This is a genomic window from Cupriavidus necator, from assembly GCF_040578825.1.
In the GTDB taxonomy this organism is placed as follows: domain Bacteria; phylum Pseudomonadota; class Gammaproteobacteria; order Burkholderiales; family Burkholderiaceae; genus Cupriavidus; species Cupriavidus necator_E.
The window spans coordinates 1-23,395 of record NZ_JBEFLI010000047.1; the positions used below are offsets into that span (position 1 = coordinate 1).

25 protein-coding genes are annotated in these 23,395 nt (G+C 67.3%); 11 read left to right on the plus strand and 14 right to left on the minus strand.

What is annotated here, in order from left to right; all coding sequences use genetic code 11:
• The coding region (locus AB1I47_RS21625) for an IclR family transcriptional regulator (RefSeq protein ID WP_354685771.1) at positions 1 to 788 on the plus strand (788 nt) is incomplete at its 5' end.
• Here AB1I47_RS21625 and AB1I47_RS21630 read toward each other — a convergent pair.
• From AB1I47_RS21630 to phnG, 7 genes are read right to left on the minus strand one after another with little or no spacing between them, the layout of a single operon-like run.
• Positions 785 to 1,999: an alpha-D-ribose 1-methylphosphonate 5-triphosphate diphosphatase gene (locus AB1I47_RS21630; protein ID WP_354685772.1), complete on the minus strand. Its 1,215-nt coding sequence runs from the start codon at positions 1,997 to 1,999 to the stop codon at positions 785 to 787. The genes AB1I47_RS21625 and AB1I47_RS21630 overlap by 4 nt on opposite strands.
• 13 nt (positions 2,000 to 2,012) lie before the next feature.
• On the minus strand, positions 2,013 to 2,738 hold the full coding sequence (gene phnL, locus AB1I47_RS21635; protein WP_354685773.1) for a phosphonate C-P lyase system protein PhnL: 726 nt from the start codon (positions 2,736 to 2,738) through the stop codon (positions 2,013 to 2,015).
• A gap of 5 nt (positions 2,739 to 2,743) precedes the next feature.
• Positions 2,744 to 3,520: a phosphonate C-P lyase system protein PhnK gene (gene phnK / locus AB1I47_RS21640; protein ID WP_354685774.1), complete on the minus strand. Its 777-nt coding sequence runs from the start codon at positions 3,518 to 3,520 to the stop codon at positions 2,744 to 2,746.
• Positions 3,517 to 4,419: an alpha-D-ribose 1-methylphosphonate 5-phosphate C-P-lyase PhnJ gene (locus AB1I47_RS21645; protein ID WP_354685775.1), complete on the minus strand. Its 903-nt coding sequence runs from the start codon at positions 4,417 to 4,419 to the stop codon at positions 3,517 to 3,519. The genes phnK and AB1I47_RS21645 overlap by 4 nt, the downstream gene beginning before the upstream one ends.
• Entirely contained in the window at positions 4,416 to 5,549 is a 1,134-nt protein-coding gene (locus AB1I47_RS21650; RefSeq protein ID WP_354685776.1) for a carbon-phosphorus lyase complex subunit, read from the minus strand. The genes AB1I47_RS21645 and AB1I47_RS21650 overlap by 4 nt, the downstream gene beginning before the upstream one ends.
• A 1-nt stretch (position 5,550) precedes the next feature.
• The gene (gene phnH, locus AB1I47_RS21655) at positions 5,551 to 6,168 is read right to left on the minus strand and encodes a phosphonate C-P lyase system protein PhnH (protein ID WP_354685777.1); all 618 of its coding nucleotides are present in this window, start codon (positions 6,166 to 6,168) and stop codon (positions 5,551 to 5,553) included.
• A gap of 1 nt (position 6,169) precedes the next feature.
• Positions 6,170 to 6,685, minus strand: coding sequence for a phosphonate C-P lyase system protein PhnG (gene phnG, locus AB1I47_RS21660; RefSeq protein WP_407935879.1), 516 nt, complete (start codon positions 6,683 to 6,685; stop codon positions 6,170 to 6,172).
• A 178-nt stretch (positions 6,686 to 6,863) separates the two neighbouring features.
• Between phnG and phnF the strand changes: the two genes are divergently transcribed.
• From phnF to phnN, 4 genes are all read left to right on the plus strand, one after another.
• Entirely contained in the window at positions 6,864 to 7,598 is a 735-nt protein-coding gene (gene phnF, locus AB1I47_RS21665) for a phosphonate metabolism transcriptional regulator PhnF (RefSeq protein WP_354685779.1), read from the plus strand.
• Between the two features lie 69 nt (positions 7,599 to 7,667).
• Positions 7,668 to 8,870 carry an alpha-D-ribose 1-methylphosphonate 5-triphosphate diphosphatase gene (locus tag AB1I47_RS21670; protein ID WP_354685780.1) on the plus strand — a complete coding sequence of 401 codons (1,203 nt, stop codon included), beginning with the start codon at positions 7,668 to 7,670 and terminating at the stop codon, positions 8,868 to 8,870.
• Positions 8,867 to 9,592, plus strand: a complete 726-nt coding sequence (locus tag AB1I47_RS21675; protein WP_354685781.1) for a DUF1045 domain-containing protein — start codon at positions 8,867 to 8,869, stop codon at positions 9,590 to 9,592. Before AB1I47_RS21670 ends, AB1I47_RS21675 begins: the two co-directional genes overlap by 4 nt.
• Complete coding sequence (phnN, locus tag AB1I47_RS21680) at positions 9,589 to 10,179, plus strand: phosphonate metabolism protein/1,5-bisphosphokinase (PRPP-forming) PhnN (protein ID WP_354685782.1); 591 nt, start codon at positions 9,589 to 9,591, stop codon at positions 10,177 to 10,179. The genes AB1I47_RS21675 and phnN overlap by 4 nt, the downstream gene beginning before the upstream one ends.
• A 3-nt stretch (positions 10,180 to 10,182) precedes the next feature.
• Here the strand turns inward: phnN and AB1I47_RS21685 are convergent, their stop codons facing one another.
• The 5 genes from AB1I47_RS21685 to AB1I47_RS21705 all read right to left on the minus strand — a co-directional run bounded on the left by AB1I47_RS21685 (position 10,183) and on the right by AB1I47_RS21705 (position 14,481).
• A complete protein-coding gene (locus AB1I47_RS21685; protein ID WP_354685783.1) occupies positions 10,183 to 10,671 on the minus strand; it encodes a GNAT family N-acetyltransferase in 489 nt (162 codons plus the stop codon).
• Positions 10,672 to 10,676: 5 nt separating this feature from the next.
• Positions 10,677 to 11,489 carry a phosphonate ABC transporter, permease protein PhnE gene (phnE, locus tag AB1I47_RS21690; RefSeq protein ID WP_354685784.1) on the minus strand — a complete coding sequence of 271 codons (813 nt, stop codon included), beginning with the start codon at positions 11,487 to 11,489 and terminating at the stop codon, positions 10,677 to 10,679.
• Positions 11,490 to 11,561: 72 nt separating this feature from the next.
• On the minus strand, positions 11,562 to 12,548 hold the full coding sequence (gene phnD / locus AB1I47_RS21695) for a phosphonate ABC transporter substrate-binding protein (RefSeq protein ID WP_354685785.1): 987 nt from the start codon (positions 12,546 to 12,548) through the stop codon (positions 11,562 to 11,564).
• A 65-nt stretch (positions 12,549 to 12,613) separates the two neighbouring features.
• Positions 12,614 to 13,468, minus strand: a complete 855-nt coding sequence (phnC, locus tag AB1I47_RS21700; protein ID WP_354685786.1) for a phosphonate ABC transporter ATP-binding protein — start codon at positions 13,466 to 13,468, stop codon at positions 12,614 to 12,616.
• Between the two features lie 83 nt (positions 13,469 to 13,551).
• Complete coding sequence (locus tag AB1I47_RS21705; RefSeq protein WP_354685787.1) at positions 13,552 to 14,481, minus strand: LysR family transcriptional regulator; 930 nt, start codon at positions 14,479 to 14,481, stop codon at positions 13,552 to 13,554.
• A gap of 109 nt (positions 14,482 to 14,590) precedes the next feature.
• Between AB1I47_RS21705 and AB1I47_RS21710 the strand changes: the two genes are divergently transcribed.
• Both AB1I47_RS21710 and AB1I47_RS21715 read left to right on the plus strand, forming a co-directional pair.
• On the plus strand, positions 14,591 to 15,346 hold the full coding sequence (locus tag AB1I47_RS21710) for an SDR family NAD(P)-dependent oxidoreductase (protein ID WP_354685788.1): 756 nt from the start codon (positions 14,591 to 14,593) through the stop codon (positions 15,344 to 15,346).
• Positions 15,315 to 16,004, plus strand: coding sequence for an NADPH-dependent F420 reductase (locus AB1I47_RS21715; protein WP_354685819.1), 690 nt, complete (start codon positions 15,315 to 15,317; stop codon positions 16,002 to 16,004). The genes AB1I47_RS21710 and AB1I47_RS21715 overlap by 32 nt, the downstream gene beginning before the upstream one ends.
• A gap of 26 nt (positions 16,005 to 16,030) precedes the next feature.
• On the opposite strand, the gene AB1I47_RS21720 is transcribed toward AB1I47_RS21715, so the two are convergent.
• The gene (locus AB1I47_RS21720; RefSeq protein ID WP_354685789.1) at positions 16,031 to 16,795 is read right to left on the minus strand and encodes an SDR family oxidoreductase; all 765 of its coding nucleotides are present in this window, start codon (positions 16,793 to 16,795) and stop codon (positions 16,031 to 16,033) included.
• A gap of 165 nt (positions 16,796 to 16,960) precedes the next feature.
• Between AB1I47_RS21720 and AB1I47_RS21725 the strand changes: the two genes are divergently transcribed.
• Together AB1I47_RS21725 and ampC are read left to right on the plus strand one after the other, a co-directional pair.
• Positions 16,961 to 17,887, plus strand: a complete 927-nt coding sequence (locus tag AB1I47_RS21725) for a LysR family transcriptional regulator (protein WP_354685790.1) — start codon at positions 16,961 to 16,963, stop codon at positions 17,885 to 17,887.
• A gap of 9 nt (positions 17,888 to 17,896) precedes the next feature.
• Positions 17,897 to 19,087 (plus strand): class C beta-lactamase, encoded by a 1,191-nt coding sequence (ampC, locus tag AB1I47_RS21730; RefSeq protein WP_354685791.1) that lies wholly within the window; start codon positions 17,897 to 17,899, stop codon positions 19,085 to 19,087.
• Positions 19,088 to 19,106: 19 nt separating this feature from the next.
• On the opposite strand, the gene AB1I47_RS21735 is transcribed toward ampC, so the two are convergent.
• On the minus strand, positions 19,107 to 19,622 hold the full coding sequence (locus tag AB1I47_RS21735; protein WP_354685792.1) for an Lrp/AsnC family transcriptional regulator: 516 nt from the start codon (positions 19,620 to 19,622) through the stop codon (positions 19,107 to 19,109).
• Positions 19,623 to 19,799: 177 nt separating this feature from the next.
• Here AB1I47_RS21735 and AB1I47_RS21740 point away from each other — a divergent pair, with 177 nt between their 5' ends.
• Positions 19,800 to 20,816, plus strand: a complete 1,017-nt coding sequence (locus AB1I47_RS21740; RefSeq protein ID WP_354685793.1) for a 1-aminocyclopropane-1-carboxylate deaminase — start codon at positions 19,800 to 19,802, stop codon at positions 20,814 to 20,816.
• 420 nt (positions 20,817 to 21,236) lie between these two features.
• Entirely contained in the window at positions 21,237 to 23,384 is a 2,148-nt protein-coding gene (locus AB1I47_RS21745) for a glycosyltransferase (RefSeq protein WP_354685794.1), read from the plus strand.
• Positions 23,385 to 23,395: the final 11 nt, after the last annotated feature.

The following is a 23,395-nucleotide window of genomic DNA, read 5'->3' on the forward strand; positions in this document are numbered from 1 at the left end:
CCCCGCGCCCGCGCGAACGCCGCCAGCGTGTGCAATCGGCCGTCACCGGCATGGCGGTGCTGAAGGGCCTGGCCCGGCTGGGTGGTCGCGCCAGCCTGACCGCGCTGGCCACCCACATCGACGAAAGCCCCGCCAAGGTCCATCGCTACCTGGTGAGCCTGGTGGAAGAAGGCTTTGTGGCGCAGGAGGCCGGCACGCAGCAGTACCACCTGGGCTTCGAGGCGCTGCAGATCGGCATGGCGGCGATGCGGCAGGCCGATCCGATCCGGCTGGCCGAGGCTTCGCTGGTGCGGCTGCGCGAAACGCTGGAAGTGACCTGTTTTGTCGCGGTGATGGGCAACAAGGGGCCGACCATCATGCGCTTCGAGGAACCGGGGCTGCCGGTCACGGTGAACGTGCGCGCGGGCTCGGTGATGCCGCTGCTGTGGTCAGCCACTGGCCGCGTATTCCTGGGGCTGCTCGACGAGAAGCGCGTGCTGGCCCAGGCAGAAGAGGAACTGGCCGAAGCCAGCCCGGCGCGGCTGGCGCAGCTCGAACGCAAGGATCCCATCGGCGCGCTGCGCCGCGCGGTGCAGGCCGATGACTGCGCGTGGGTGCGCGACACCAACCTGACCGGCATCAGCGCCGTGGCCGCGCCGGTGCGCGACTACACCGGCCGTGTCTGCGCGGTACTGACCGCGCTGGGCGCCACCGGCGGCTTCGACCCGGCCATCGACGGACCCATCGGCAGCGCCGTGCGGCGCGAGGCGCGCGCGGTCAGCACGGCGCTGGGGTTCGCGGCCGCTTAGGCCAGCTCTCGCACCGCGGTTTCGCGCGGCAACGATTCGTCATCAGCCACATGCCGCACCGAGGGGTAGCCCGTGGCAAAGACCAGCCGCCCGCCCGACCACGTATGCGTGACCATCGGCTGGCCCGCCACGCTGGCCACCGCGATCACGTCGGCGCGCAGTCCGGGCGCCAGGCGGCCGCGGTCGCTGAGCAGGCAGGCATCGGCGGGATTGGCCGTGACTAGCGACAGCGCCTCGTTCAGCGTCAACCCGGCCTGCCGCGCTGCGGTATAGGCGGCAGCGATCAGCGTGGACGGCTGGTAGTCCGAGCACAGGATCGTGCCAACGCCCATGTGAATTGCGTCGATGGCGCGCATGGAGCCGCTCTGGCTCTTGCCGCGCAGCACATTGGGCGCGCCCAGGATGGTCGGCAGCGCCTGTGCGCAGGCGGCCTGCGCCGTCTCCAGGTTGATGGGGAATTCGCTCATGCGCACGCCCAGCGCCTGCATGGCAGCGATCCGTTGCGGCGAATCGTCGTCATGGCTGGCCGTGGGGATGCCAAGCTGCTGCGCACTGGCCACCAGGCGGTTGACGCGCTCGTGCGCGCCTTCCAGCGCTGCCGCCTTCTTTCCGGCGGCTTCGGCGGCTTCCTCCCGGCTCATGCCGTGGTTGCCCATCATGTAGGCCAGGTAGGCATCCAGCGTCTTGAACTGTCCCTGGCCCGGCGAATGGTCCATCACGGACAGCAGGTCGACCACGCCCTCGGCCATCAGCATTTCCAGTACCGGCACGGCGCTGGCGTCGGTCACTTCATAGCGGCAGTGGATGCGGTTGTCGACCAGGCTGTGGCGACGATAGGCGGCCACGGTGCGCACCAGCGTGGCCGCCGTATCGACATTGCGCACACCAAAGTGGCTGCCCGCGAACGACAGCGCGTGGTACGGCGTGGTGATGCCGGCCGCGGCATTGCGGCGGTCCACCTGCGCCACAGCGAAATCCAGCGGAAACAGCACGTTGGCGCGCGGCTCGACCTCTTTCTCGATGGCGTCGCAATGCACGTCGACCAGCCCCGGCATCACGGTGTGGCCGTGCAGGTCGAGCTCGGTGGCGTGCGCCGGTACCGCTGCCGGTTCGATGGCAGCGATGTGGCCATCCTCGATCAGCAGCGCGCTGTCGTGCAGCACGCGGTCGGGCAGCACCAGGGTGGCGTGCGTCAGGTAGGTAGCAGGCATGTGCGGGTTCCTGTCAGGCAAGGGCGGTGGCCGCTTGCAGCGGCAGCAGGCGCGTGGCCACGGCATCGCGCACGGCGTCGTCGTGGAAGATGCCGATCAGTGCGCGGCCTTCGGCCAGCGCCTCGCGGATCAGCGCGATCACGACCGCACGGTTGTCGGCATCGAGCGATGCGGTCGGCTCGTCGAGCAGCAGGATCGGGTGACCGCCGATCAGGCCGCGCGCGATATTCACGCGCTGCTGCTCGCCGCCGGAGAAGGTGGCTGGCGGCAGCTCCCACAGGCGGCGCGGCAGATTCAGGCGCGCCAGCAACACCTCGGCGCGGGCGCGGGCTTCTTCATGGCTGGCGCCGCGCTGTTGCAGCGGATCGGCCACCACGTCCCGTGCCGACACGCGCGGAATCGCCCGCAGGAACTGGCTGACGTAGCCGATCACGTCGCGGCGCAGCTTCAGCACGCGTTGCTCGGGGGCGTTGGTCAGCTCGACCCACGGCTCGCCGTCGGCGCTGGTGTCGCGCAGCCGGATGCTGCCTTCGGTGGCCAGGTAGTTGCCATACAGGCAGCGCAGCAGTGTGCTCTTGCCGGTGCCCGACAGGCCCGACAGCACCAGGCATTCGCCCCGCGCCGCGTCGAAATCGATGGCGCGCAGCACCGGCAGGCGGATGCCGCCCTGGTTGTGCAGCGTAAACATCTTGCCGAGGCCGCGGACCTCGATCAGCTTCTGTGCATTCTCTGCTTGCATCGTCGTCAGCCTTGCAGGATGGAGGAGACCAGCAACTGCGTGTAGGGGTGCTGCGGGTCGTCGAGGATCTGGTCGGTCAGGCCTTGCTCGACCACGCGGCCGCCCTGCATGACCAGCGTGCGGTGCGCCAGCAGGCGCGCCACGGCCAGGTCGTGCGTGACCAGGATGGCAGCGAGGCCCAGGTCGGACACCAGGCGGCGCAGCAGGTCCAGCAGACGCGCCTGCACCGAGACATCGAGCGACGCCGTCGGTTCGTCCATGAACACCAGCCGCGGATGCGTGACCAGGTTGCGCGCGATCTGCAGGCGCTGCTGCATGCCGCCGGAGAAAGTGCCGGGCACGTCGTCGAGGCGGGCCAGGTCGATTTCCATCTTTTCGAGCCAGGCGCCGGCGACTTCGCGCAGGTTGCCGTAGTGGCGCTCGCCCACGGCCATCAGCCGCTCGGCGATATTGGCGCCGGCGCTGACCTGCATGCGCAGGCCGTCGCGCGCGTGCTGGCGCACGAAGCCCCAGTCGGTGCGGGCCAGCAGCCGCATGCGCGCGCTGGACAGCGTGGCCAGGTCGGTCAGGCCGGACTCGCGCATGTCGTAGCTGACGCTGCCGCGCTGCGGCGGCGCCTGCATCGACAGGGCCTGCAGCAACGTGCTCTTGCCGGAGCCCGATTCGCCCACCACGCACAGCACTTCGCCCGGGTAGAGATTGAAACTGACGTCATGGCAGCCATGCACGCCGTCCCAGGTGCGCGTCAGGTTGCGCACCGACAGCAGCGGGGTTGCGCTCATCGGGCACCTCCCGCGGCCGTCTTCACGGCTTGTTCCGCCTGGCGGTCGGCGCAGTACTCGGTGTCCGAGCATACGAACATGCGCGTGCCGGCATCGTCGGTGATGATTTCGTCGAGGTAGCTGTCGGTGGCGCCGCATTGCGCGCAGCAGCTAGACCACTTCTCTACGGTAAAGGGGTGGTCGACAAAGTCCAGGCTCTTGACCGAGGTGTACGGCGGCACCGCATAGACGCGCTTCTCGCGCCCGGCGCCGAACAGCATCAGCGCGGGGCTGCGGTCGAGCTTGGGGTTGTCGAACTTGGGGATCGGCGATGGCCGCATCATGTAGCGCTGGTTGACGATCACGGGATAGTCGTAGGTGGTGGCGATATGCCCGTGATGGGCAATGTCTTCATAGAGCTTGACGTGCATCGCGCCGTATTCGGACAGCGCGTGCATGGTGCGGGTCTCGCCCTCGCTCGGCTCCAGCCAGCGCAGCGGCTCGGGGATAGGCACCTGGAACACCATGGTCTGGCCCGCGCGCAGCGGCGTTTCCGGAATGCGGTGGCGGGTCTGGATGATGCTGGCTTCGGCGGTGCGCTCGGTGGTCTGCACGCCGGTCACGCGGCCGAAGAAGCGGCGGATATTGATGGCGTTGGTGGTGTCGTCCGAGCCCTGGTCGATCACCTTGAGCACGTCCGGCTTGCCGATGATGGCGGCGGTGACCTGGATGCCGCCCGTGCCCCAGCCGTAGGGCAGCGGCATTTCGCGGCTGCCGAACGGGACCTGGTAGCCGGGAATCGCCACGGCCTTGAGCAGCGCGCGGCGCAGCATGCGCTTGGTCGATTCGTCGAGGTAGCCGAAGTTGTAGTGGTCGTCGCGGGCGATGCCCGCGGTGGGGGATGCGTTCGCGGTTGTCATGCCACCGTCTCCTCTTGCGGCTGGGCCTGCGGTGCAGCCTGCGCCGGCGCTGTGGCCGGGCTGGCTTCCTGCTCCGCACGCAGGCGGCGCAGCAGTTCCAGGTTGGTCTGGAAGTCCACGTAGTGGGGCAGCTTCAGGTGCTGCACGAAGCCGGAGGCCTCGACGTTGTCGCTGTGGTACAGCATGAATTCGATATCGTTGGCGGGGGCGTCGGCGGCTTCGCCGAGCTCTTCGGCGCGCATGGCACGGTCCACCAGCGCCATCGACATCGCCTTGCGCTCGTTGTAGCCGAACGCCAGCCCATAGCCGCGCGTGAAGCGCGGCGCTTCGTCGGCGCTGCCGGCGAACTGGCTGACCATCTGGCATTCGGTCAGCTCGATCTCGCCGATCGTCACGGCGAAGCCGAGCTCCTCGACGAACAATTCGACTTCCGCCGTGCCGTAGCGGATCTCGGCCGCGAACGGGTGCGAGTTGCCGTAGCCGCGCTGCGTGGAATAGCCCATCGACAGCAGGAAGCCTTCATCGGCGCGCGCCAGGTTCTGCAGGCGTGCGGCGCGGCTGGCGGGGAAGGTCAGCGGTTCGCGCGTCAGGTCCGGCGGGGCCGGGTCGCCGGCGGGGATCGCATCGGCTTCGACCAGCGCTTCGGCTTCCAGCAGGCCGGTGACGCGCGGCATGCTGGTGGCGACGGGCTCGGCCGACGGCGGCAGCGGCTCGGGATCGCGGCCGGCTTCGAGCGAGAAGTCCAGCAGGCGCTGCGTGTAGTCGTAGGTCGGCCCCAATATCTGTCCGCCCGGCACGTCCTTGAAGGTGGACGAGATCCGCCGCTGCAGCCGCATCGCCCCGGTATCGACCGGCTGCGTATAGCCAAAACGCGCCAGCGTGGTGCGGTACGCGCGCAGCAGGAAGATCGCCTCGATCTGGTCGCCGGCGGCCTGCTTCAGCGCCAGTGCGGCCAGGTGCGGGTCGTACAGCGAGCCCTCGGCCATCACGCGCGATACTGCCAGCGGCATCTGTTCGCGGATCTGGGCCAGCGTGAGCTCCGGCACCGCCGTGTCGCCGCGGCGGTACATATCGAGCATCTGGTAGGAGTTGAGGATGGCGCGTTCGCCCCCCTTGACGGCTACGTACATGTCAGTCCTCCACGTGCGTGGTGCGCGTCAGCGCGCAGAATCGGTCGCCGCTGGCCAGCAGCAGGTCCACGCCGAGCGGGAAGCCGGCGTTGTTGGCGCGCCAGGCGGCGCGGAAGTCCGCCGGCAGGCCGGCCACCCGCAGCGTTTGCGTGGTCTCGATGCCGGGGCCGCGCAGCGTCAGCGTGTCGCCATCGCCAAGCGCGGCGACTTCCACCATCAGCGTGGCCGAGCGGTCCGGAAAGGCCGGATCGCCCTGCGCGCAGTCAGCCAGCGCGGGCATGGCGTAACCCGCCGGCACGCAGACGAAGGCGGCGGCACCGGGGGCATCGGTCATTGGGCAGCCACAGTGAAAGCGCAGGAACGCGCGCGCCGCGGCGGGCACATCGGCAGGCAACCAGACCGGGGTGTCCGGATCGGCCAGCGTCAGCAGTAGCGCGGCCAGCGCCGGCGACAGGCCATCGGGCAGGCCGCTGGTAACGGGCAGCGTCTGCAGCCGGCCCGGATGGGCGAACGCGTGCAGCGTGGCGCGGAATACCTGCTGGGCATCGTCGACGGGGTTGTTGAAACCCGCCACCAGCGAGGCGGCCGGGGTCGTCAGGAGCGATTGGGCGGATGTCATGTCAGTCCTCTCCCCGGACCATGGTGAAGAACTCGACACGCGTTTGGGCAGCGGTGGCGGCCTGCTGCGCCGCGCGTTCGGCATGAGCGCTGGCCAGCGGCGCCAGCACGATCTCCTGCACGCGCTGGTGCCAGGCGGGACGCTGCAGCAACGCGTCCAGCACGGCCGCCTGCTCCGCGTGGCGCGCGCTGCGGCCCTGGATATAGGCCACGCCCGCGGTGCCGGCGGCATCGCCGTCTTCCAGCACCACCGCGCAGCGCGTCACCGTGATTTCCCCCAGGTTGAACTGGGCGCCGGTGCCGCCGGCGCGGGCCCGGACCATCGCCATGCCGGATTCCGGCTTGCGCAGCAGGCGCCAGGCGGGCACGGCCGCGGCCTGGCCAAGCCGCGTATAGGCGGCATCAAGCGCGTCCGTTGGCGCTGTTGCCAGCACCCGCAGCCACGCGGCGCGGGCGTTGGCTTCATTGGCCTCCGTGCCGGTTGAGCCGGCTGGACCGGCAGTTTCGCTTTGCATCATCACCCCTATACGTCTATACGTTTAGATGTCGTTGCCTGAACACGCCGCTACTAGACCACAGGCAGATGAACGTTTGATGACGGCTTGCAAGTGTGGTCGGGCACCCCGACAGGGCGGCGCAACTGAGGCACAATCGCATGGCATGTATGAACGCTTGATGACACGAGGGCAGGGCAAGATGTCTGATCGGGAAGTAGAACGGGGTTCCGGCGTCGCGGTGTGGCGCCAGATCGGCGAGGCGCTGGCGGACGACATCCGCAAGAAGCTGTACCTGCCCGGCGAGCAGCTGCCGCCGGAGCCGGAACTGGCCACGCGCTTTGCCGTAAACCGCCACACCATCCGCCGCGCCATGGGTGAGCTGGAGCTGAGCGGGCTGGTACGGATCGAGCAGGGCCGCGGCACCTTCGTGCAGGAGCATGCGATCGACTATGCGATCGGGCGGCGCACGCGCTTCTCGCAGAACCTCGCCGCGCAGGGCATGCGCGGGCATACCGAGATCCTGGACAGCCAGCTGGTGCGCGCGCCCGACGTGGCCAGGCACCTGGAGCTGCCGCGCACCGCGGAGATCCTGCACGTGCAGATGCTTGGCAAGGCCGAGGACCGCACCATCGACGTCGCCGAGCATTACTTCGACCTCAAGCGCTTCCCAGGCATCGACGCGGTGCTGCGCGACAAGCAATCGGTTTCGCGCGCGCTCGCGCATTTCGGCATTGCCGACTACACCCGCAAGTGGTCGCGCATCACCGCCGCCATGCCCAGCGCGCCGGTGGCACGGCTGCTGAACCAGCCGAAAACGCGGCCGATCCTGCAGGTCGAGGCGCTCAATGTCGATATCGACGGCGCGCCGGTGCAATATAGCGTGACGCGCTTTGCCGGCGACTGGGTGCAACTCACGGTGTCCGACAGCGACTGAAGCCAGTCGCCCGCCGGACACATTGGTCTAGACATCTGTCTGTCATCTGCCATCGCTAACGTGTCGTCCATGCACACGATCCACCAACCTCAATCGCTCCCGCTGGCCGGCATCATGGGCCGCCGCGTGCTGGGCGCCGCCGGCCCTGGTCCGGCAACGCTGGGTTTTCGCGACGGCACCGTGGCGCCGCAGGCGCCGCAGTCCGGCCCTTGCCTCGATGCCGGCGACCTGCTGGTGCTGCCGGGCATCGTCGACATCCACGGCGATGCCTTCGAGCGCGCGGTGATGCCGCGCCCCGGGGTCAGCTTCCCGTACCCGGCGGCGCTGCTCGACGTCGATCGCCAGTTGCTGGCGAACGGCATCACCACCGCATTCCACGGTGTGACGCTGTCGTGGGAGGGCGGTCTGCGCGGCGAGGCGTATGCGCTGCGCATGTTCGACGCCATCGCGCAGCTTGGGCCGGTGCTCGGCGCCGCGCACAAGATCCACCTGCGCTTCGAGGCCTACCACCTTGCCGGCGTGGAGACCGCGCTGTCGTGGATCGCTGCCCGACGCGTGGACCTGCTCGCCATCAACGACCACCTGCCGGTGATGGCGCGCCGCATGGGCGACGAACGCAAGATGCAGCAGTATGCGGAGCGCGCCGAGTGCGACGTCGAGACCTTCCGCAACCGGCTGCGCAAGGCCAGTGCCAATGCGCAGGAGGTGCCGCAGGCGATGTCGCGGGTGATTGCCGCCGCGCGCGATGCGGGCCTGCCGGTGGCATCGCATGACGATCCCGACGTGACCACGCGCCAGCACTACCACCGCCGCGGCTGCCGCATCGCCGAGTTCCCGCTGACCATCGAAGCCGCTACGCTGGCCCGGCAACTGGGCGACGATATCGTGTTCGGCGCGCCCAACGTGGTGCGCGGCACCAGCCATACCGGCGCACCCAATGCGACCGAGATGGTGGCCGCCGGCCTGTGCACGGTGCTGGCCTCCGACTACAACTATCCGGCGCCGCTGCAGGCCGCGTTCCGGCTGGCGCAACTGGGCATGCTGGACCTGCCCGGCGCATGGCAGCTGGTCTCGCGCAACCCGGCGCGTGCCGCCGGCCTGCGCGATCGCGGCACGCTGGCCGCGGGCCAGCGCGCCGACGCCATTCTGGTCGACGACCGCCAGCCCGGCCTGCCGCGCGTCTGCGCCACCATCGTCAACGGCGAACTGAAGCATGCGGCAGGGTTCCTGCCGTTTGTCGATCTCGCCGATGCCGGCACGCTGGCCGCATGAGCATGCCAGCGCACCGCTACGCCATCTATCTCGCGCCGGCCGAACCGTTCCGGACCTTTGGCAGCCAGTGGCTGGGCCGCGATGCCGATACCGGCGCCGCGCGGCCCATGCCGCCAGACATGACGCCGCCACCCGCCGACTGGGTCAAGGCCCCGGCGCACTACGGCCTGCACGCCACGCTGAAGCCGCCGTTCCGGCTTGCCGATGGCACCGATGGGCCGATGCTCGACGCCGCCGCACGGGACTTCGCCCGTGGCCGCGAGACGTTCGACACGCCGCTGGCACTGCGCGCGCTGCGGACCTTTATCGCGTGGTGCCTGGACGATGGCGGCTCGCGCGCCATGCATGCGCTGGCCGATGCCTGCGTGCTGGCGTTCGAGCGCTTCCGCGCACCGCCCACCACGGATGAGCTCGCCAGGCGCAAGCCGGAGCGCCTGACGCCAGACGAGCGCCGCATGCTGAATGCGTGGGGCTACCCCTACGTGTTCGATACTTTCATCTTCCACATCACGCTGACCGGCATGCTCGATGCCGCCAATGAAGCCGCCGCACTGGCGTGCCTGTCCGCCACCGGCGGCAAGCTGCTGGAAACGCCGCTCCATGTGGACGGCATCAGTGTGTTCGTGCAGCCGCGGCGGGGCGACGACTTTATCGTCGCGCGCCACTATGGCTTTGACGGCAGCACCACCGATGGCGCCGGCGCGGCGTACCTGCAAGCATGAGCGTCCGTTCCTCGACCGACGGCCGCGGCCTGTTCTATGTGATGGGCCCGTCCGGCAGCGGCAAGGATTCGCTCCTGCGGGCGCTGCGCGAGCGCCTGGGCCCGGACGACCGCATCGTGGTGGCGCATCGCTATATCACGCGCGCGGCCGATGACAACGAGGCGTCGGTAGCGCTTTCCGCCGATGAATTCCAGCGGCGCAAGGCGCTGGGCTGCCTGGCGCTGAACTGGCACAGCCACGGATTGCACTACGGCATTGGCGTCGAGATCGAGCAGTGGCTGGCGCAGGGCCTGACCGTGATCGTCAATGGCTCGCGCGAGTACCTGCCGCAAGCCGTGGCGCGCTATCCGCAGCTGTGTGCGGTGCACGTGCGCGTGAAACCGGAAGTGCTGGCCGCACGCCTGCGCCAGCGTGGCCGGGAATCGGAAGAGGCGATTGCCCGGCGGCTCGCCCGCGCGGGACAGGCGTTCGAAGTGCCGGCAGGGTGCAGCGTGGTCGAGATCGACAACAGCGGGGCGCTGCAAACATCCGCGGATGCGTTTGCACAACTGGTGGGCGCCACCTCCACGGTAGCGCCTTCGGCCTGAGGTTCAGAGCTCGATACTGAAGCTGATGCCGTGCTCGGTGAACCCGAGCCCGCGATAGAACCGGTGCGCCTGCAAGCGCCGCGCGTTCGACGACAACGCCAGCTTGGCCGCGCCGGCTTCCCGCGCCAGGCGCATCGCCTCGCGCATCATCGCCTTGCCTACGCCCATGCCGCGCGCCGACGGCGCCACCACCACGGCCTCGACTATCGCCTCGGGGCGGCCAGCATGGACCATCACCGGGAAGACCAGCAGGCTGAAGGTGCCGAGCGGTATCTCGTTCTCATCCACCATCAGGTAGCACCGATAATCGGGGTAGCGGCGCATGGTGGCATAGCGCTCGCGGATCGTGGCCAGCGGCAGCGGCGGTTCGCCGTCCATCGCGGCCAGCAGCGCGGACAGGTGCCGCAGCTCGGCGTCGGAGCCGCGCACCTCGCGCAGGGCCAGGACCGGTTCAGCGATGCACGGGGTGTCGATGCGGGAGAGCGTGAGCATGGGGATCAGACCAGTACCTTGCGGATTTGTGCGGAAAGGATGTCGATGGCCGACACGAACAGGATGATGATGATCATCACGGCGCAGGTCTGTCCATACTGGAAGCTGCGGATAATCTCCCACAGCACCGTGCCGATGCCGCCCGCGCCGACAATGCCGACCACCGAGGCCGAACGCACGTTCGACTCGAAACGGTACAGCGCGAACGACAGCCACAGCGGCAGCACCTGCGGGATCACACCGTAGACGATCTCCTCGATCGGGCCCGCGCCAGTAGCGCGCACGCCTTCGACCGGGCGCGGATCGATGGCTTCCACGGCTTCGGCAAACAGCTTGGCCAGCACGCCGGTGGTGTGGATCCAGATCGCCAGCACGCCGGCGAACGGCCCCAGTCCGACGGCCACGATAAACAGCATCGCAAAGACCATTTCGTTGATGGCGCGGCAGGCGTCCATCACGCGGCGCGCCGGCTGGTAGACCCACGCGGGGACGATATTGGCCGAGCACAGCAGGCCCAGCGGCACCGCCATCGCCACGGCCAGGGCCGTGCCCCACAGCGCGATCTGGACGGTGACCAGCATCTCGTCCAGGTAGTGGCGCCAGTCGCGGAAGTCAGGCGGGAAGAAGTCGGCGGCAAACTTCGCCATGTTGTCGGAATCGCGCAGCAGGTCCAGCGGGCGCATGTCGGCGCCTTGCCAGGACATGGCGAGCAAGGCCAGCACCACCGCCCAGGTCAGCATCAGCGCAAGCGAGGTGCGCGGCGGCCGGACGTTGCTTTGGGGCGAAGGGGGCAGGCCGGGCGTGGCGGTGGCAGTCATGGGCAATCCGAATCAGGCAACAGAAAAAGACGACGCGGGGCCGGCAGCGCGCCGGCCCCTGCGGGGTGAGGCTTATTGCGCGCTGGTGGCAGCGGCCTTGTCCAGCTCGGCGAGGCGGCGGCTGACGTCGGCCAGGCGTTTTTCCTTGTCGGCGGCGGCCAAAGTCGTATCCGTTTCGATCTTGGCCTTCTCGCGGGCCAGCTCGATCTGGCGGATCGGTACCAGCTGCGCGTCGCTCGAGGCGCGGAAGCCCTGGTAGGTCAGCGTGGCCAGCACCTGCTTTTCACGCGCGGCGTCGGTGCCCTTGCCGTAGTTGACGAAGAAGGTCTGGATCTTCTTCTTCAGCTCGGGCGACAGGTCCTTGCGATAGACCATCGGATCGGCCGGGATCAGCGGGGACTTCCACAGCACGCGCACCTGGTCATAGGCATTCTTGCCCGTGTTGATGCGGTAGCGCTCCAGGTTCTCGGTGTTGTTCACGGCCACGTCGACCTGCTTGTTCAGCACCGACAGCAGGTTGGTTTCGTGGTTGCCGATGCGCACGGCCTTGAACAGCGTCTTGGGCTCGACCTTGTTGACGGTCCACAGGTAGTAGCCCGGCACGGCGGTGCCCGAGGTGGAATTGGGATCGCCGGCGCCGTAGCTCAGGTCCTTGCCACGCTTGATCACGTCCTCGACGCTCTTCAGGTCGCTGTCCTTGTTGACGATCAGCAGCGACCAGTACCCAGGATTGCCGTCCTTGTCGATCACCGAAGCAAAGACCTCGCCGCTGGCGCGGTCCACCGCTTCCATCGCGGACTTGTTGCCGAACCACGCGATCTGCACCTTGTTAAAGCGCATGCCTTCGATGATGCCGGCGTAGTCGGAAGCGAAGAACGGCTTGACCGGCACGCCCAGCGTCTTGCTGAGATCGTCGATCAGCGGCTGCCACGCACTCTTCAGGTTCGACGACGATTCAGTCGAGATAAAGCCGATGCTCAGGCTTTTGGCGTCTTGCGCAAAGGCGGGCAGGGCGACCAGGCCCGAGGCCACTGCGGCGATAAAGGTTCTGCGAAGCATGGACAACTCCGTTGGGAAAGGCGTGGGGGTTAAGGCTGCGAGTTAGCGCAGCGATAGCGGGGCGCTCAGGCCGCCGCCAGGTTCATCGTGACCATCGCCGGCGCAGGCATGGCCGCGGCAGCTTCGTCCTCGTCCGGCACGGAATCGAGCAACAATTCGTCGGCCTCGGTGCCGTAGAGGTCGCGCAGCATGCCCGGCGTCAGCGCCGCGGAGGGGCCGTCGTAGACCACCTTGCCGTGGCGCAGCGCCACCACGCGCGGGCAGTAGCGCATCGCCACATCCACCTGGTGCAGCGACACCAGCACCGCCACCTTGCGGGTGCGGTTGATCTGCCTGAGCAACGACATCACGCGGCGCGACGATTCCGGATCGAGCGAGGCGATCGGCTCGTCGGCCAGGATCACACGGGCGTTCTGCACCAGCGTGCGGGCGATGGCCGCGCGTTGCTGCTGGCCGCCGGACAGCGTCGAAGCGCGCTGAAAGGCATAGTCGTCTATACCAACTTGCGCAAGCGCATCGAGCCCGGACTGCACTTCATCGGCCTTGAAAATGCGCAGCAGGCTGCGCCACTTGGGCACGCGGGCCAGCATGCCGGCCAGCACGTTGGTGATGACCGGAAGGCGGCCGACCAGGTTGAATTGCTGGAAAATAAAGCCGATTTCACCGCGCACCTTGCGCACGTTGCCGGCCAGGCGGCCATTGCGCTGCACGTGACGGCCGTTGACGAGGATCTCGCCAGCGCCGGCGTCGCCGGTGACAAACCCGGCTACGTGACGCAACAGTGTGGACTTGCCCGAACCCGATGCACCCAGCAGGGCGACCATCTCGCCTGGCGCGATGTGCAGCGTGACATCGTCAAGCGCCTTGCGGTCGGCGCGGAACGATTTCGAAAGCCCGCGGACTTCAATTGCGTGCGTCATGTCGACTCCCTGACGTGAATGACCTGCGCATTCTGGCGGGGGCGGATGACAGAACGATGACGTTGGCGGCGGATAAAGTCGGGTTAGCCCAGGCTGCCGGCGAAGCGCTGCGCCAGCCGTTCGCGTCGGAACGCCTCCACCACGTAGTCGATAAAGACGCGCGTCTTGGCCGGCAACAGCGTTCGGGTCGGGTAGTAGAGCGAGATCGCGCCCGCATCGGCATACCAGCGCGGCAGCACGCGCACCAGCTGGCCGCGCTCCAGCCACGGCAGCACGTCAGGCACTGCCAGCAGTGTCACGCCCAGGCCCAGCAACGCGGCTTCGCGCATGGCCGAAGGATCGTTGACGACGATCCGCTCGGTAAGCGCAGTGGAGACTTCCGTGCCGGCCGCATTGCGCATCGCCCAGTGCCGCGCACGGCCAGTGCGCGTGGAGCGCATCACGATGCCATCGAGCCCGGCAAGCCCTGCCGGGTCGGTCGGCAGCGCCCGTCCGCGCAGGTAGGCAGGCGATGCCACCGCGACGATATGCGCCGGCGCCAGCGTGCGTGAGACCAGTCCGGGCGCAAGCTCGAAGCCGCCGCCGATGGCCGCGTCATAGCCCTCGGCGATCAGGTCGGCGGCACGGTTTTCGAAATGCCATTCGGGGCGGATGGCGGGGTAGCGGGCAAGGAATTCCGGCAGCAACGGCATTACGTGCGTCACGCCGAAGGTTGGCGCCAGGCTCACCTTCAGCACGCCGGCGGGTTCGCCCTGGTCGGCCGAGGCGCCGGTGATCGCGGCCTGCAGCGCGTCCAGGTTGCCGCCGATCGCCGCCAGGAAGCGCTCGCCTGCTTCGGTCAATGTCAGCTTGCGCGTGGAGCGCTGGAACAGCCGCACGCCGAGGTTGCGCTCGAGCGTCGCCACGTTGCGGCTGACCGCGGCGGGCGTCAGCGCCAGCCGCCGGCCCGCGGCCGAGAAGCTGCCGGTTTCCGCGCTGCGGATGAACGATTCCAGGTTGGCCAGGGTTTCCATGGAATTCAGCTTACACCATTGCTTGAAAATAATTCCATTCATTACCGGCTAATCAACGGGTAATCAGCGACCCATACTCCGTTCACACCTTCACACAACGGAGTTCCAAATGACTGCAAACCACACCCTCCCGCTGTCCGGCAAGACCGCCCTGGTCACCGGCGGCTCCCGCTCGATCGGCGCGGCCATCGCCCGCCGCCTGGCCGCCGACGGTGCCGCCGTGGCGCTGACCTACAGCGCCTCGCCCGACAAGGCCCGTGCGGTGGTCCGGGAGATCGAAGAAGCCGGCGGGCGCGCCTTAGCCATCGAAGCCGATGCCGGCAATCCCGCCGCGGTGCGTGCCGCCGTGGCTGCCACGGCAGAGGCCTTTGACGGGCTGGATATCTTGGTCAACAACGCCGGCCTGGGGCTGGGCGGGGCGATCGAGGACATCGACTTCGACACCTACGAGCGCATGATCGCCGTCAACGTAACCGGGGTCTTCGTCGCCACGCAGGAGGCGGTGCGCCATATGCGAAGCGGTGGCCGCGTGATCCATATCGGCTCGTCGATGACGCGCTATGCCGCCTTTCCGACGGCGTCGCTGTACACGCTGACCAAGGGGGCGATCAGCGGCTTCAACCGCAGCCTGGTGCGCGACCTCGGACCGCGCGGCATCACCGTCAATACCGTCCATCCCGGCCCGACCGATACGGAAATGAATCCCGACGGCGGCCCGGTCAGCAAGATCGTCGGCCCCGGCATTGCCATCGGCCGCTATGGCAAGCCCGATGAGATCGCCAACGTAGTGGCGTTCCTCGCCGGCCCGGAATCGTCGTTCGTGACCGGCGCGGATATCGTCGCCGACGGCGGCTTCACGGCGTGATCGGCCGAGAGAAAGGACCCGGAGAACCATCATGAACGACAAGACCATCGGCATCATCGGCGCCGGCGCCATCGGCACGGCTTTCGCGCGGACGCTGGCGCGCCACGGCATCAAGGCGGTGATCGCCAACAGTCGCGGCCCTGAATCGCTGCAGGCGCTGGTAAAGGAACTCGGGGAACTCGGGGAACTCGGGCCTTCCGTGCGCGCCGCCACGCGCGAGCAGGCCGCGGCGCAGGATATCGTGCTGGTCGCGGTGAACTGGTCGCGGCTGCCGCAGGCGCTGGCCGGGCTTCCGGACTTTGGCGGGCGCATCGTCATCGACGCCAACAACCCGATCGAGGCGCCGCTGTTCCGGCCCGCCGAGCTGAACGGGCGGTTGTCCAGCGAGGTCTTTGCCGGCATGGTGCCGGGCGCGCGCGTGGTGAAGGCCTTCAACCATCTGCAGCCTGAGCTGCTGTCTGGCGATCCTGGCAGGGAAGGTGGGCGGCGCGTGCTGTTCTATTCGGGCGATGACGCCGGCGCTAAAGCCGAGGTGGCGGCGCTGGTCGAGCGGCTGGGCTTCTTCGGCATCGACCTGGGCAAGCTGGAAGTGGGCGGGCGGCTCGCGCAGTTTCCTGGCGGGCCGCTGCCTGGGTTGAACCTGGTAAAGATGGGCTGAGGACGGCCGGTCCGGGCCGCAGCCGTTCAGGTGCGCGTGATAGACACCCCGCCATCGGCCAGCGAGGCCGTGCCGGTGACGAACGACGAGTCGTCCGACGCCAGGTACAGCACCGAACGGGCCAGCTCTTCCGGCGTGGCCACGCGCTTGAGCGCGTGCAGGTTGGTGATGAATGACTGGGACTCGGCGGTGTCGTTCATGGTGCGGTACATGTCCGTATCCACCGCGCCCGGCAGGATCGCATTGACCCGGATGCCCTGTGGCCCGAACTCGGACGCCAATGCCTGTGTCAGGCCGATCAGCCCGGACTTGCTGGCCGCATAGGCCGCCACCCCGGGGAAGGCAACGGTATAGCCGACAAACGTGGACGTAAAGATCACCGAGCCGCCGCCATGTTTGAGCATCTGCGCGATCTGGTGCTTGGCGCCCAGGAACGAGCCGGTCAGGTTGATGGCGATGGTGTCGTTCCAGCCCTCGGCCGATACCTCGGTGCTGGGGCCGCCTTCGCCCAGCGTGCCCGCATTGTTGAAGGCGATGTCCAGCCGGCCGTAGCGCTCCACCGCCAACGCCACCAGTGCGCTGGCGTAGTCTTCGCTCCGCACGTCGCCGGCCAGCGCCACGGCATCGCCGCCGGCTTCGCGGATTTGCGCTACCAGGCTGTCGAGTTCGGCCTGGCGCCGGGCACCGACCACTACCCTGGCGCCCTGCGCGGCGAACAGCAAGGCGGTGGCGCGGCCGATGCCGGAGCTGGCGCCGGTAATGAGGGCAACTTTGTCAGACAAACGTCCCATGATCGATCTCCATTCAGGCGCCGGGCCCAAGGGTAGGGGGCCGCGGCGCCATGTCAGTGTCACGACAGCCAGGACATCCGGCTGCCTTGTGAATCCAGTATGGGCAGCCGCCCGGGTTCGCACTAGACTGCAGATCGCGGAACAACTTTCCGGATATCCCGAACAATGATCAAGCTCGAAGGCGTCGCCAGCTTTGCCGCCGTGGTCGAGGCCGGCTCCATCAGCGAGGCCGCCCGGCGCCTGAATCTCTCAAAGTCCGTCGTCAGCGAGCGCCTGGCCGAGCTCGAGAAAGCCATGGGCGCAAACCTGCTGCGCCGGACCACGCGCCGCCTGACGCTGACCGAGGACGGCGCCGCTTTCCTGAAGCGCGCCACGCGCATCCTGGACGAGGTGGAGGCGGCAGCCACCGACGTGGCCGAGCGGCGGGGCAGCCTGGCCGGGACGCTGCGCATTTCCGCGCCGGTCACGTTCGGTCGCATGCACCTTGGGCCGGCACTCTATCCCTTCGTGGCGCGGCACCCGGAACTGGAACTGACGCTCGATCTCGATGATCGCCGCGTCGACGCCGCCACCGACAGCTACGACGCCGTCGTGCGCCACGGCCCGCTGGAGAGCTCACGGCTGGTGGCATGGCAGTTAGCGCCCAGCCGCCGCCTGCTGGTGGCATCGCCCGGCTATCTCGCGCAAATGGGCATCCCGGCCACCCTGGCAGACCTGGAGCGGCACCGTGGCATTTTTTACGCCAATCGCGGCGCCGCCGACTGGCGCCTGCAAGGCGCCAGCGGCACCGAGATCGCCCGTGCCGCCGTCGCGCTGCGCGTCAACAACGGCGACATGATGCGTGACGCCGCCGAAGCCGGCGTCGGCATCGCGCTGCTGCCCACCTTTATCGTCGGCGATGCCATCCGGCGCGGCACGCTGGCAGTGATCGAGATCGGCTTGCAGGCGGAGCAGGAAGCCATCTACATTGCCCATCCTGAAGGGCGGCGCGTGTCGGCGCGGTTGCGGGCATTTGCGGAATGCGTGCGGGCGGCGATCGGGAGTCCGCCGTATTGGGATGAGTGGGCAGCCAGCTCCGAACCTATGGTCTAAGTGTCTGATATGAAAAAGATTCTCACCGCAAGCATCAGAACCCTCGTCGCCGCGTGCCTGCTCTGCGGGGCCACTGCCCACGCCGCCGGAAGCAGCGAGCAGGGCCAGCTCCAGCGCACCGTCGACGCCGCCATCCGCCCCGTCATGAAGGCCAACCACGTGCCCGGCATGGCCGTAGCGGTCACGGTCGGCGGCAAGCGCGACTTCTTCAACTATGGCGTCACCGCGAAGCAAGGCGGCAAGAGCGTGACCGAACACACCATTTTCGAGATCGGCTCGATCAGCAAGACCTTCACCGCGACGCTGGCTTCCTACGCCCAGGTGCGCGGCAACCTGTCGTTGTCCGACAAGGCCAGCAAATACCTGCCCGCGCTGGCCGGCAGCAGTTTCGATGCGATCCGCCTGGTCGATCTTGGCACCTATACGGCGGGTGGCCTGCCGCTGCAATTCCCGGGTGCCGTGACCGACCAGGAAAAGATGGTCGCCTATTTCAGGAGCTGGCGCCCGGACTATGCGCCCGGCACCCATCGCCGCTACTCCAATCCGAGCATCGGCCTGTTCGGCTACCTGGCCGCCCGGAGCATGGGCCAGCCCTTCGACGACCTGATGGAAAAGACGCTGTTTCCGGCGCTGGGCCTGCAGCAAACCTATATCCGTATCCCGCAGGCGCGGATGGCTGACTACGCCTATGGCTACACCAAGGACGACAAGCAGGTCCGCGTGAAGCCCGGCGTGCTGGATTCAGAAGCCTACGGCGTCAAGACGACGGCGGCCGATATGATCCGCTATGTCGAGGCCAATATGAACGGGGCAGGGCTGGACCAGACCTGGCAACGTGCGATTGCCGGCACGCATACCGGATACGTCAAGGTTGGCGATATGGTGCAGGGACTGGGATGGGAGATGTATGACTATCCGACCCGGCTCGACAGCCTGCTTGCCGGAAGTTCGTCGCAGGTCGTGTTCGAAGCCAATCCGGTGACCAGGCTCGATCCGCCGGCGCTGCCGAAGACGAATGTGCTGGTCAACAAGACCGGATCGACCAGCGGGTTCGGCGCCTATGTGGTGTTTGTTCCCGCCAGGAACATCGGCATCGTGATGCTGGCAAACAAGAACTTCCCGGTGCCGGATCGGCTGAAGGCGGCGTATCGGATATTGGAGGCGCTGGACGGGTCGCTCGCGGCTGGCAGCGCGCGCTAGGGCTTGTCACCGCTTCCCCCTACACCGGAAACTGCGTCGTCGACAACACCTGCTTGAGCACCATGAACGAGCGGATCTGCCTCACCCCCGGCAGGTACAGCAACTGTTCCGCATGCAGGCGGTTGAAGCTCTCGCTGTCGCGGGTGCGCACCATCAGGAAGTAGTCGAACTCGCCGGTCACCACATGGCACTCCATGCAGCCGGACACCTTCTGCGCGGCTTTCTCGAAGGCCGCAAACGATTCCGGCGTGGAGCGGTCCAGCACCACGCCGATGATCACCAGCATGCCCGCGTCCAGCGCGACCGGGTTCAGTAACGCGACGACGCCCCGGATCAGCCCCGATTCCTTCAGCCGCTCCACCCGCCGCAGGCAGGCGGGCGGGCTCAGGTTCACCTTGGCCGCGAGCGCCACGTTCGACAGCGAGGCGTCTTTCTGCAACAGGCGGAGTATGGCCTTGTCCGTGCGATCCAGCACTGGCGCGGGTTCCGGGGGAGCGGCGAGATCAGCGCGAATTTTTGTTTTGCGGGTGGCCATATTTACGCAACTACTGTAGGCAGAGGATCAGGATAGCTGCCTAATGGTGTGATGAAGCGCAGATCTTTGCAAGCACGTTTCGCCGGCAATTGCCTACCATTTCACTGAACGCAGCGCCTCCCCCCTCAGGGACGGCGGTGCCACCACCTCTCAACGCACCCATCCGGAGAAGAAGCCGTGAACCTCGACCGCTTTCCCCGCTACCCGCTGACTTTCGGTCCCACGCCAATCCATCCGCTGAAACGCCTGAGCGAACACCTGGGCGGCAAGGTGCAGCTCTATGCCAAGCGCGAAGACTGCAACAGCGGTCTGGCCTTCGGCGGCAACAAGACGCGCAAGCTGGAATACCTGGTGCCTGACGCGCTGGAGCAGGGCGCCGATACGCTGGTGTCGATCGGTGGCATCCAGTCGAACCAGACGCGCCAGGTGGCTGCCGTGGCGGCCCATCTCGGCATGAAATGCGTGCTGGTGCAGGAAAACTGGGTGAACTACTGGGACGCCGTGTACGACCGCGTCGGCAATATCCAGATGTCGCGAATGATGGGCGCCGACGTGCGGCTGGTGGCGGACGGCTTTGACATCGGCATCCGCCCGAGCTGGGAGGATGCCATGCAGAGCGTGCGCGACGCGGGCGGCAAGCCGTACCCGATCCCGGCTGGCTGTTCGGAGCACCCGCTGGGCGGCCTCGGCTTTGTCGGCTTTGCGGAGGAAGTGCGCGCGCAGGAAGCCCAGCTCGGATTCAAGTTCGATTACATCGTGGTCTGCTCGGTCACGGGCAGTACGCAGGCTGGCATGGTGGTCGGCTTCGCCGCGGATGGCCGCGCCGACTGCGTGATCGGCATCGACGCCTCCGCCAAACCGGCGCAGACCCGCGCACAGATCCTGCGTATTGCACGGCATACCGCGGAACTGGTCGATCTCGGCCGCGATATTGCCGAAAAGGATGTCGTGCTGGATACGCGTTACGGCGGTCCGGAATATGGCTTGCCGTCCGAAGGTACGCTCGAGGCCATCCGCCTCTGCGCGCGGCTGGAAGGCGTGATGACCGACCCGGTCTACGAAGGCAAATCCATGCACGGCATGATCGACATGGTGCGGCGCGGCGAGTTTCCGGAGGGCTCCCGCGTGCTGTACGCCCACCTTGGCGGCGCCCCCGCGCTGAACGCCTACAGCTTCCTGTTCAAGGACGGCTGACGCCAGCCAGGGTAGCGTAGGGAAGGGCGGCGCCAGTCGATCCGGGGCGTCGATCTGGCTGCCGCGCCGCGCCGCAAGGTGCCGATGGGCGAATCGACCCCTGCACCTCCCGCAATGTGGCGAAAGCCACACTTCTTGCGGCGAATGCGGCGGGCTTTGCTTCGAAGCAGCAAGGCAACCATTTCGCTAACAGTCAGGATTCGCACGCTACCCACGTCTTGATTTTCCATCGCGAAAAAATGTACGCATATCGTCACGCGATGCGCAAATGTCTTCTATGCTAAATGTGCAAAGGATGTCGTAGCTGGCCAGGCCGCGCGATGTCATCCGAATGGCCCGGGTCGCGTAGTCATCGGCGCAGGCAGTTGCCGCAGCGGCCAACCCAAATCGCACTACGGCACGACGGATCCTGACGCCAACATGAAAACGGAGCAGCCCAAACGCTATATCGCCTGGCTGGTCGCCGTGTATATTGCCTGCGGCCTGATCTACATGGCATGGCGGGTCACCACGATCAACCTGGCCGCGCCGTGGCTGTCCATCCCGCTCTATGCCGCCGAGGTGTATGGCTACCTGAGCGGTCTGTTGTTCGTGCTGATGACCTACCGGCTCAGCGTGCGCGAATCGGTGCCGCCGGTAGCGGGGCTGAAGGTCGACGTGTTCGTGCCGACCTACAACGAATCGGTGGAGCTGTTGCGCCGCACGCTGCTGGCAGCGAAGCGGATGGACTACCCGCACGAGACCTGGCTGCTGGACGATGGCCGCCGCGACAGCATGCGCAAGCTGGCCGAGTCGCTCGGCTGCCGCTACCTCGTCCGCGACAACAACGCGCACGCAAAGGCCGGCAACCTGAACAATGCGCTGCAGTTCAGCAGCGGCGACTTCATCGCCATCTTCGACGCCGACCACGCGCCGCGCAAGGACTTCCTGGTCAAGACGCTCGGGTTCTTCCGCGACGCCGGCGTCGCGTTCGTACAGACGCCGCAGGACTTCTTCAACATCGACTCTTTCAACCACCGGCTCGGCAAGAAGCGGGTCTGGGACGAGCAGGCGCTGTTTTTCAAGGTCATCCAGCGTGGCAAGGACGCGTTGAATGCCGCGTTTTTCTGCGGCAGCTGCGCGGTGATCCGGCGCTCGGCGGTGCAGGAGATCGGCGGCTTCGCCACCGAGACGGTCACCGAAGACGTGCACACCGCGATCAAGCTGCACAGGCGCGGCTACCGTTCCGTCTACTATGCCGAATCGCTGGCGTTCGGCCTGGCTCCTCACAGCATCGATACCTACCTGAAGCAGCGCATGCGCTGGGGCATGGGCGCGATGCAGGTGTTCCGCCGCGAGAACGTGCTGTTCGCACGTGGCCTGACGCTGGGCCAGCGGCTGAACTACCTGGCCTCGGCGCTGTTCTTCTTCGAGGGCTGGCAGAAGCTGGTGTTTTTCCTCACGCCGCCAGCGGTGTTCCTGTCCGGCCAGTTGCCGATCACCGCACCGCTCGACACCTTCCTGATGCTGTTCTGCCTGTACTACCTGCTGTCGATGCTGGTGCATCTCGAGCTGGGCCGGGGCTACAACTCGCTATTCCTCAGCGAGCAATACGCCATGGCCAGGTTCTTTGCCTTCATGTCGACCAGTGTCGGTCTGTTCCGGCGCAACATCCCGTTCGCGGTGACGGACAAGCAGTTTTCCGATACCGGCAAGATGTGGCTGTGGCTGTCGCCGCTGCTGTTCCTTGCCGCCGTGACCGCGGCCAGCGTGCCCGTGGGCGTTTACCGGATTTATACCGGCAGCATCCCGCTTGGTGCCGGCGCCGTGACCTTTCTCTGGACCTTTGTCACGCTGCTGACCGCGGTGATCGTGGCGGTGTACGCGCATCGCCATGCCAGCAACCGGCGCACGGAATACCGGTTCCCGTTGCGGCTGCCGGTGACGCTGACCCTGGACGGCAACTCTTACCTTGGCCTGACCTCGGACCTGTCCCCGAACGGCGCGCTCTACAGCGGCGAAGGCGTGCCCGGGCTCTCGCGGGGCGGCATGGTAGACATCGCCATCCACCTGCCCAACCTGATCGTGCGCGACGTGGCGCAGGCCACCTTCGTCAGCAAGCGCGCACCCGAGGCCGGTGGCGCCGGTGGCCAGGCGCAAATTGGCCTGCAGTTCCAGTGGAGCGAGCGCGGCAACACCGGCGCGCTCGAGACCTTTCTTTTTGGCAGCAGGTTGCAGCTCGACATGGGCAACCTGACGGAAACCGAGACACCGCCGCTGACGCGGCTGGCCGAACTGCTGCGCCGGGAAGGCGGCGGACCATCGCAGATACAAAGCTGGGCCGCGGGCCTGCTGATGCAGCCGTTGCGCTCGGGCATGCTGCCGGTGGCCATCGCCACCATCGAGGGGACCGCTCCGCTGCTGTTCAGCAGCATCGAGCTGGATCTCAATCCCGGTACCTTGCTGCGGCAGCCGCTGGCCGGCCAGCCTACCGAGCAGACCGTCAGGCTGACGCCGACCGGGAAGCTGGCCACGCCCACCGGCGACTTCCATCTCTATCACTTCGTGCCGCATGCCACCGCGGCCTGACAAGGACCCCC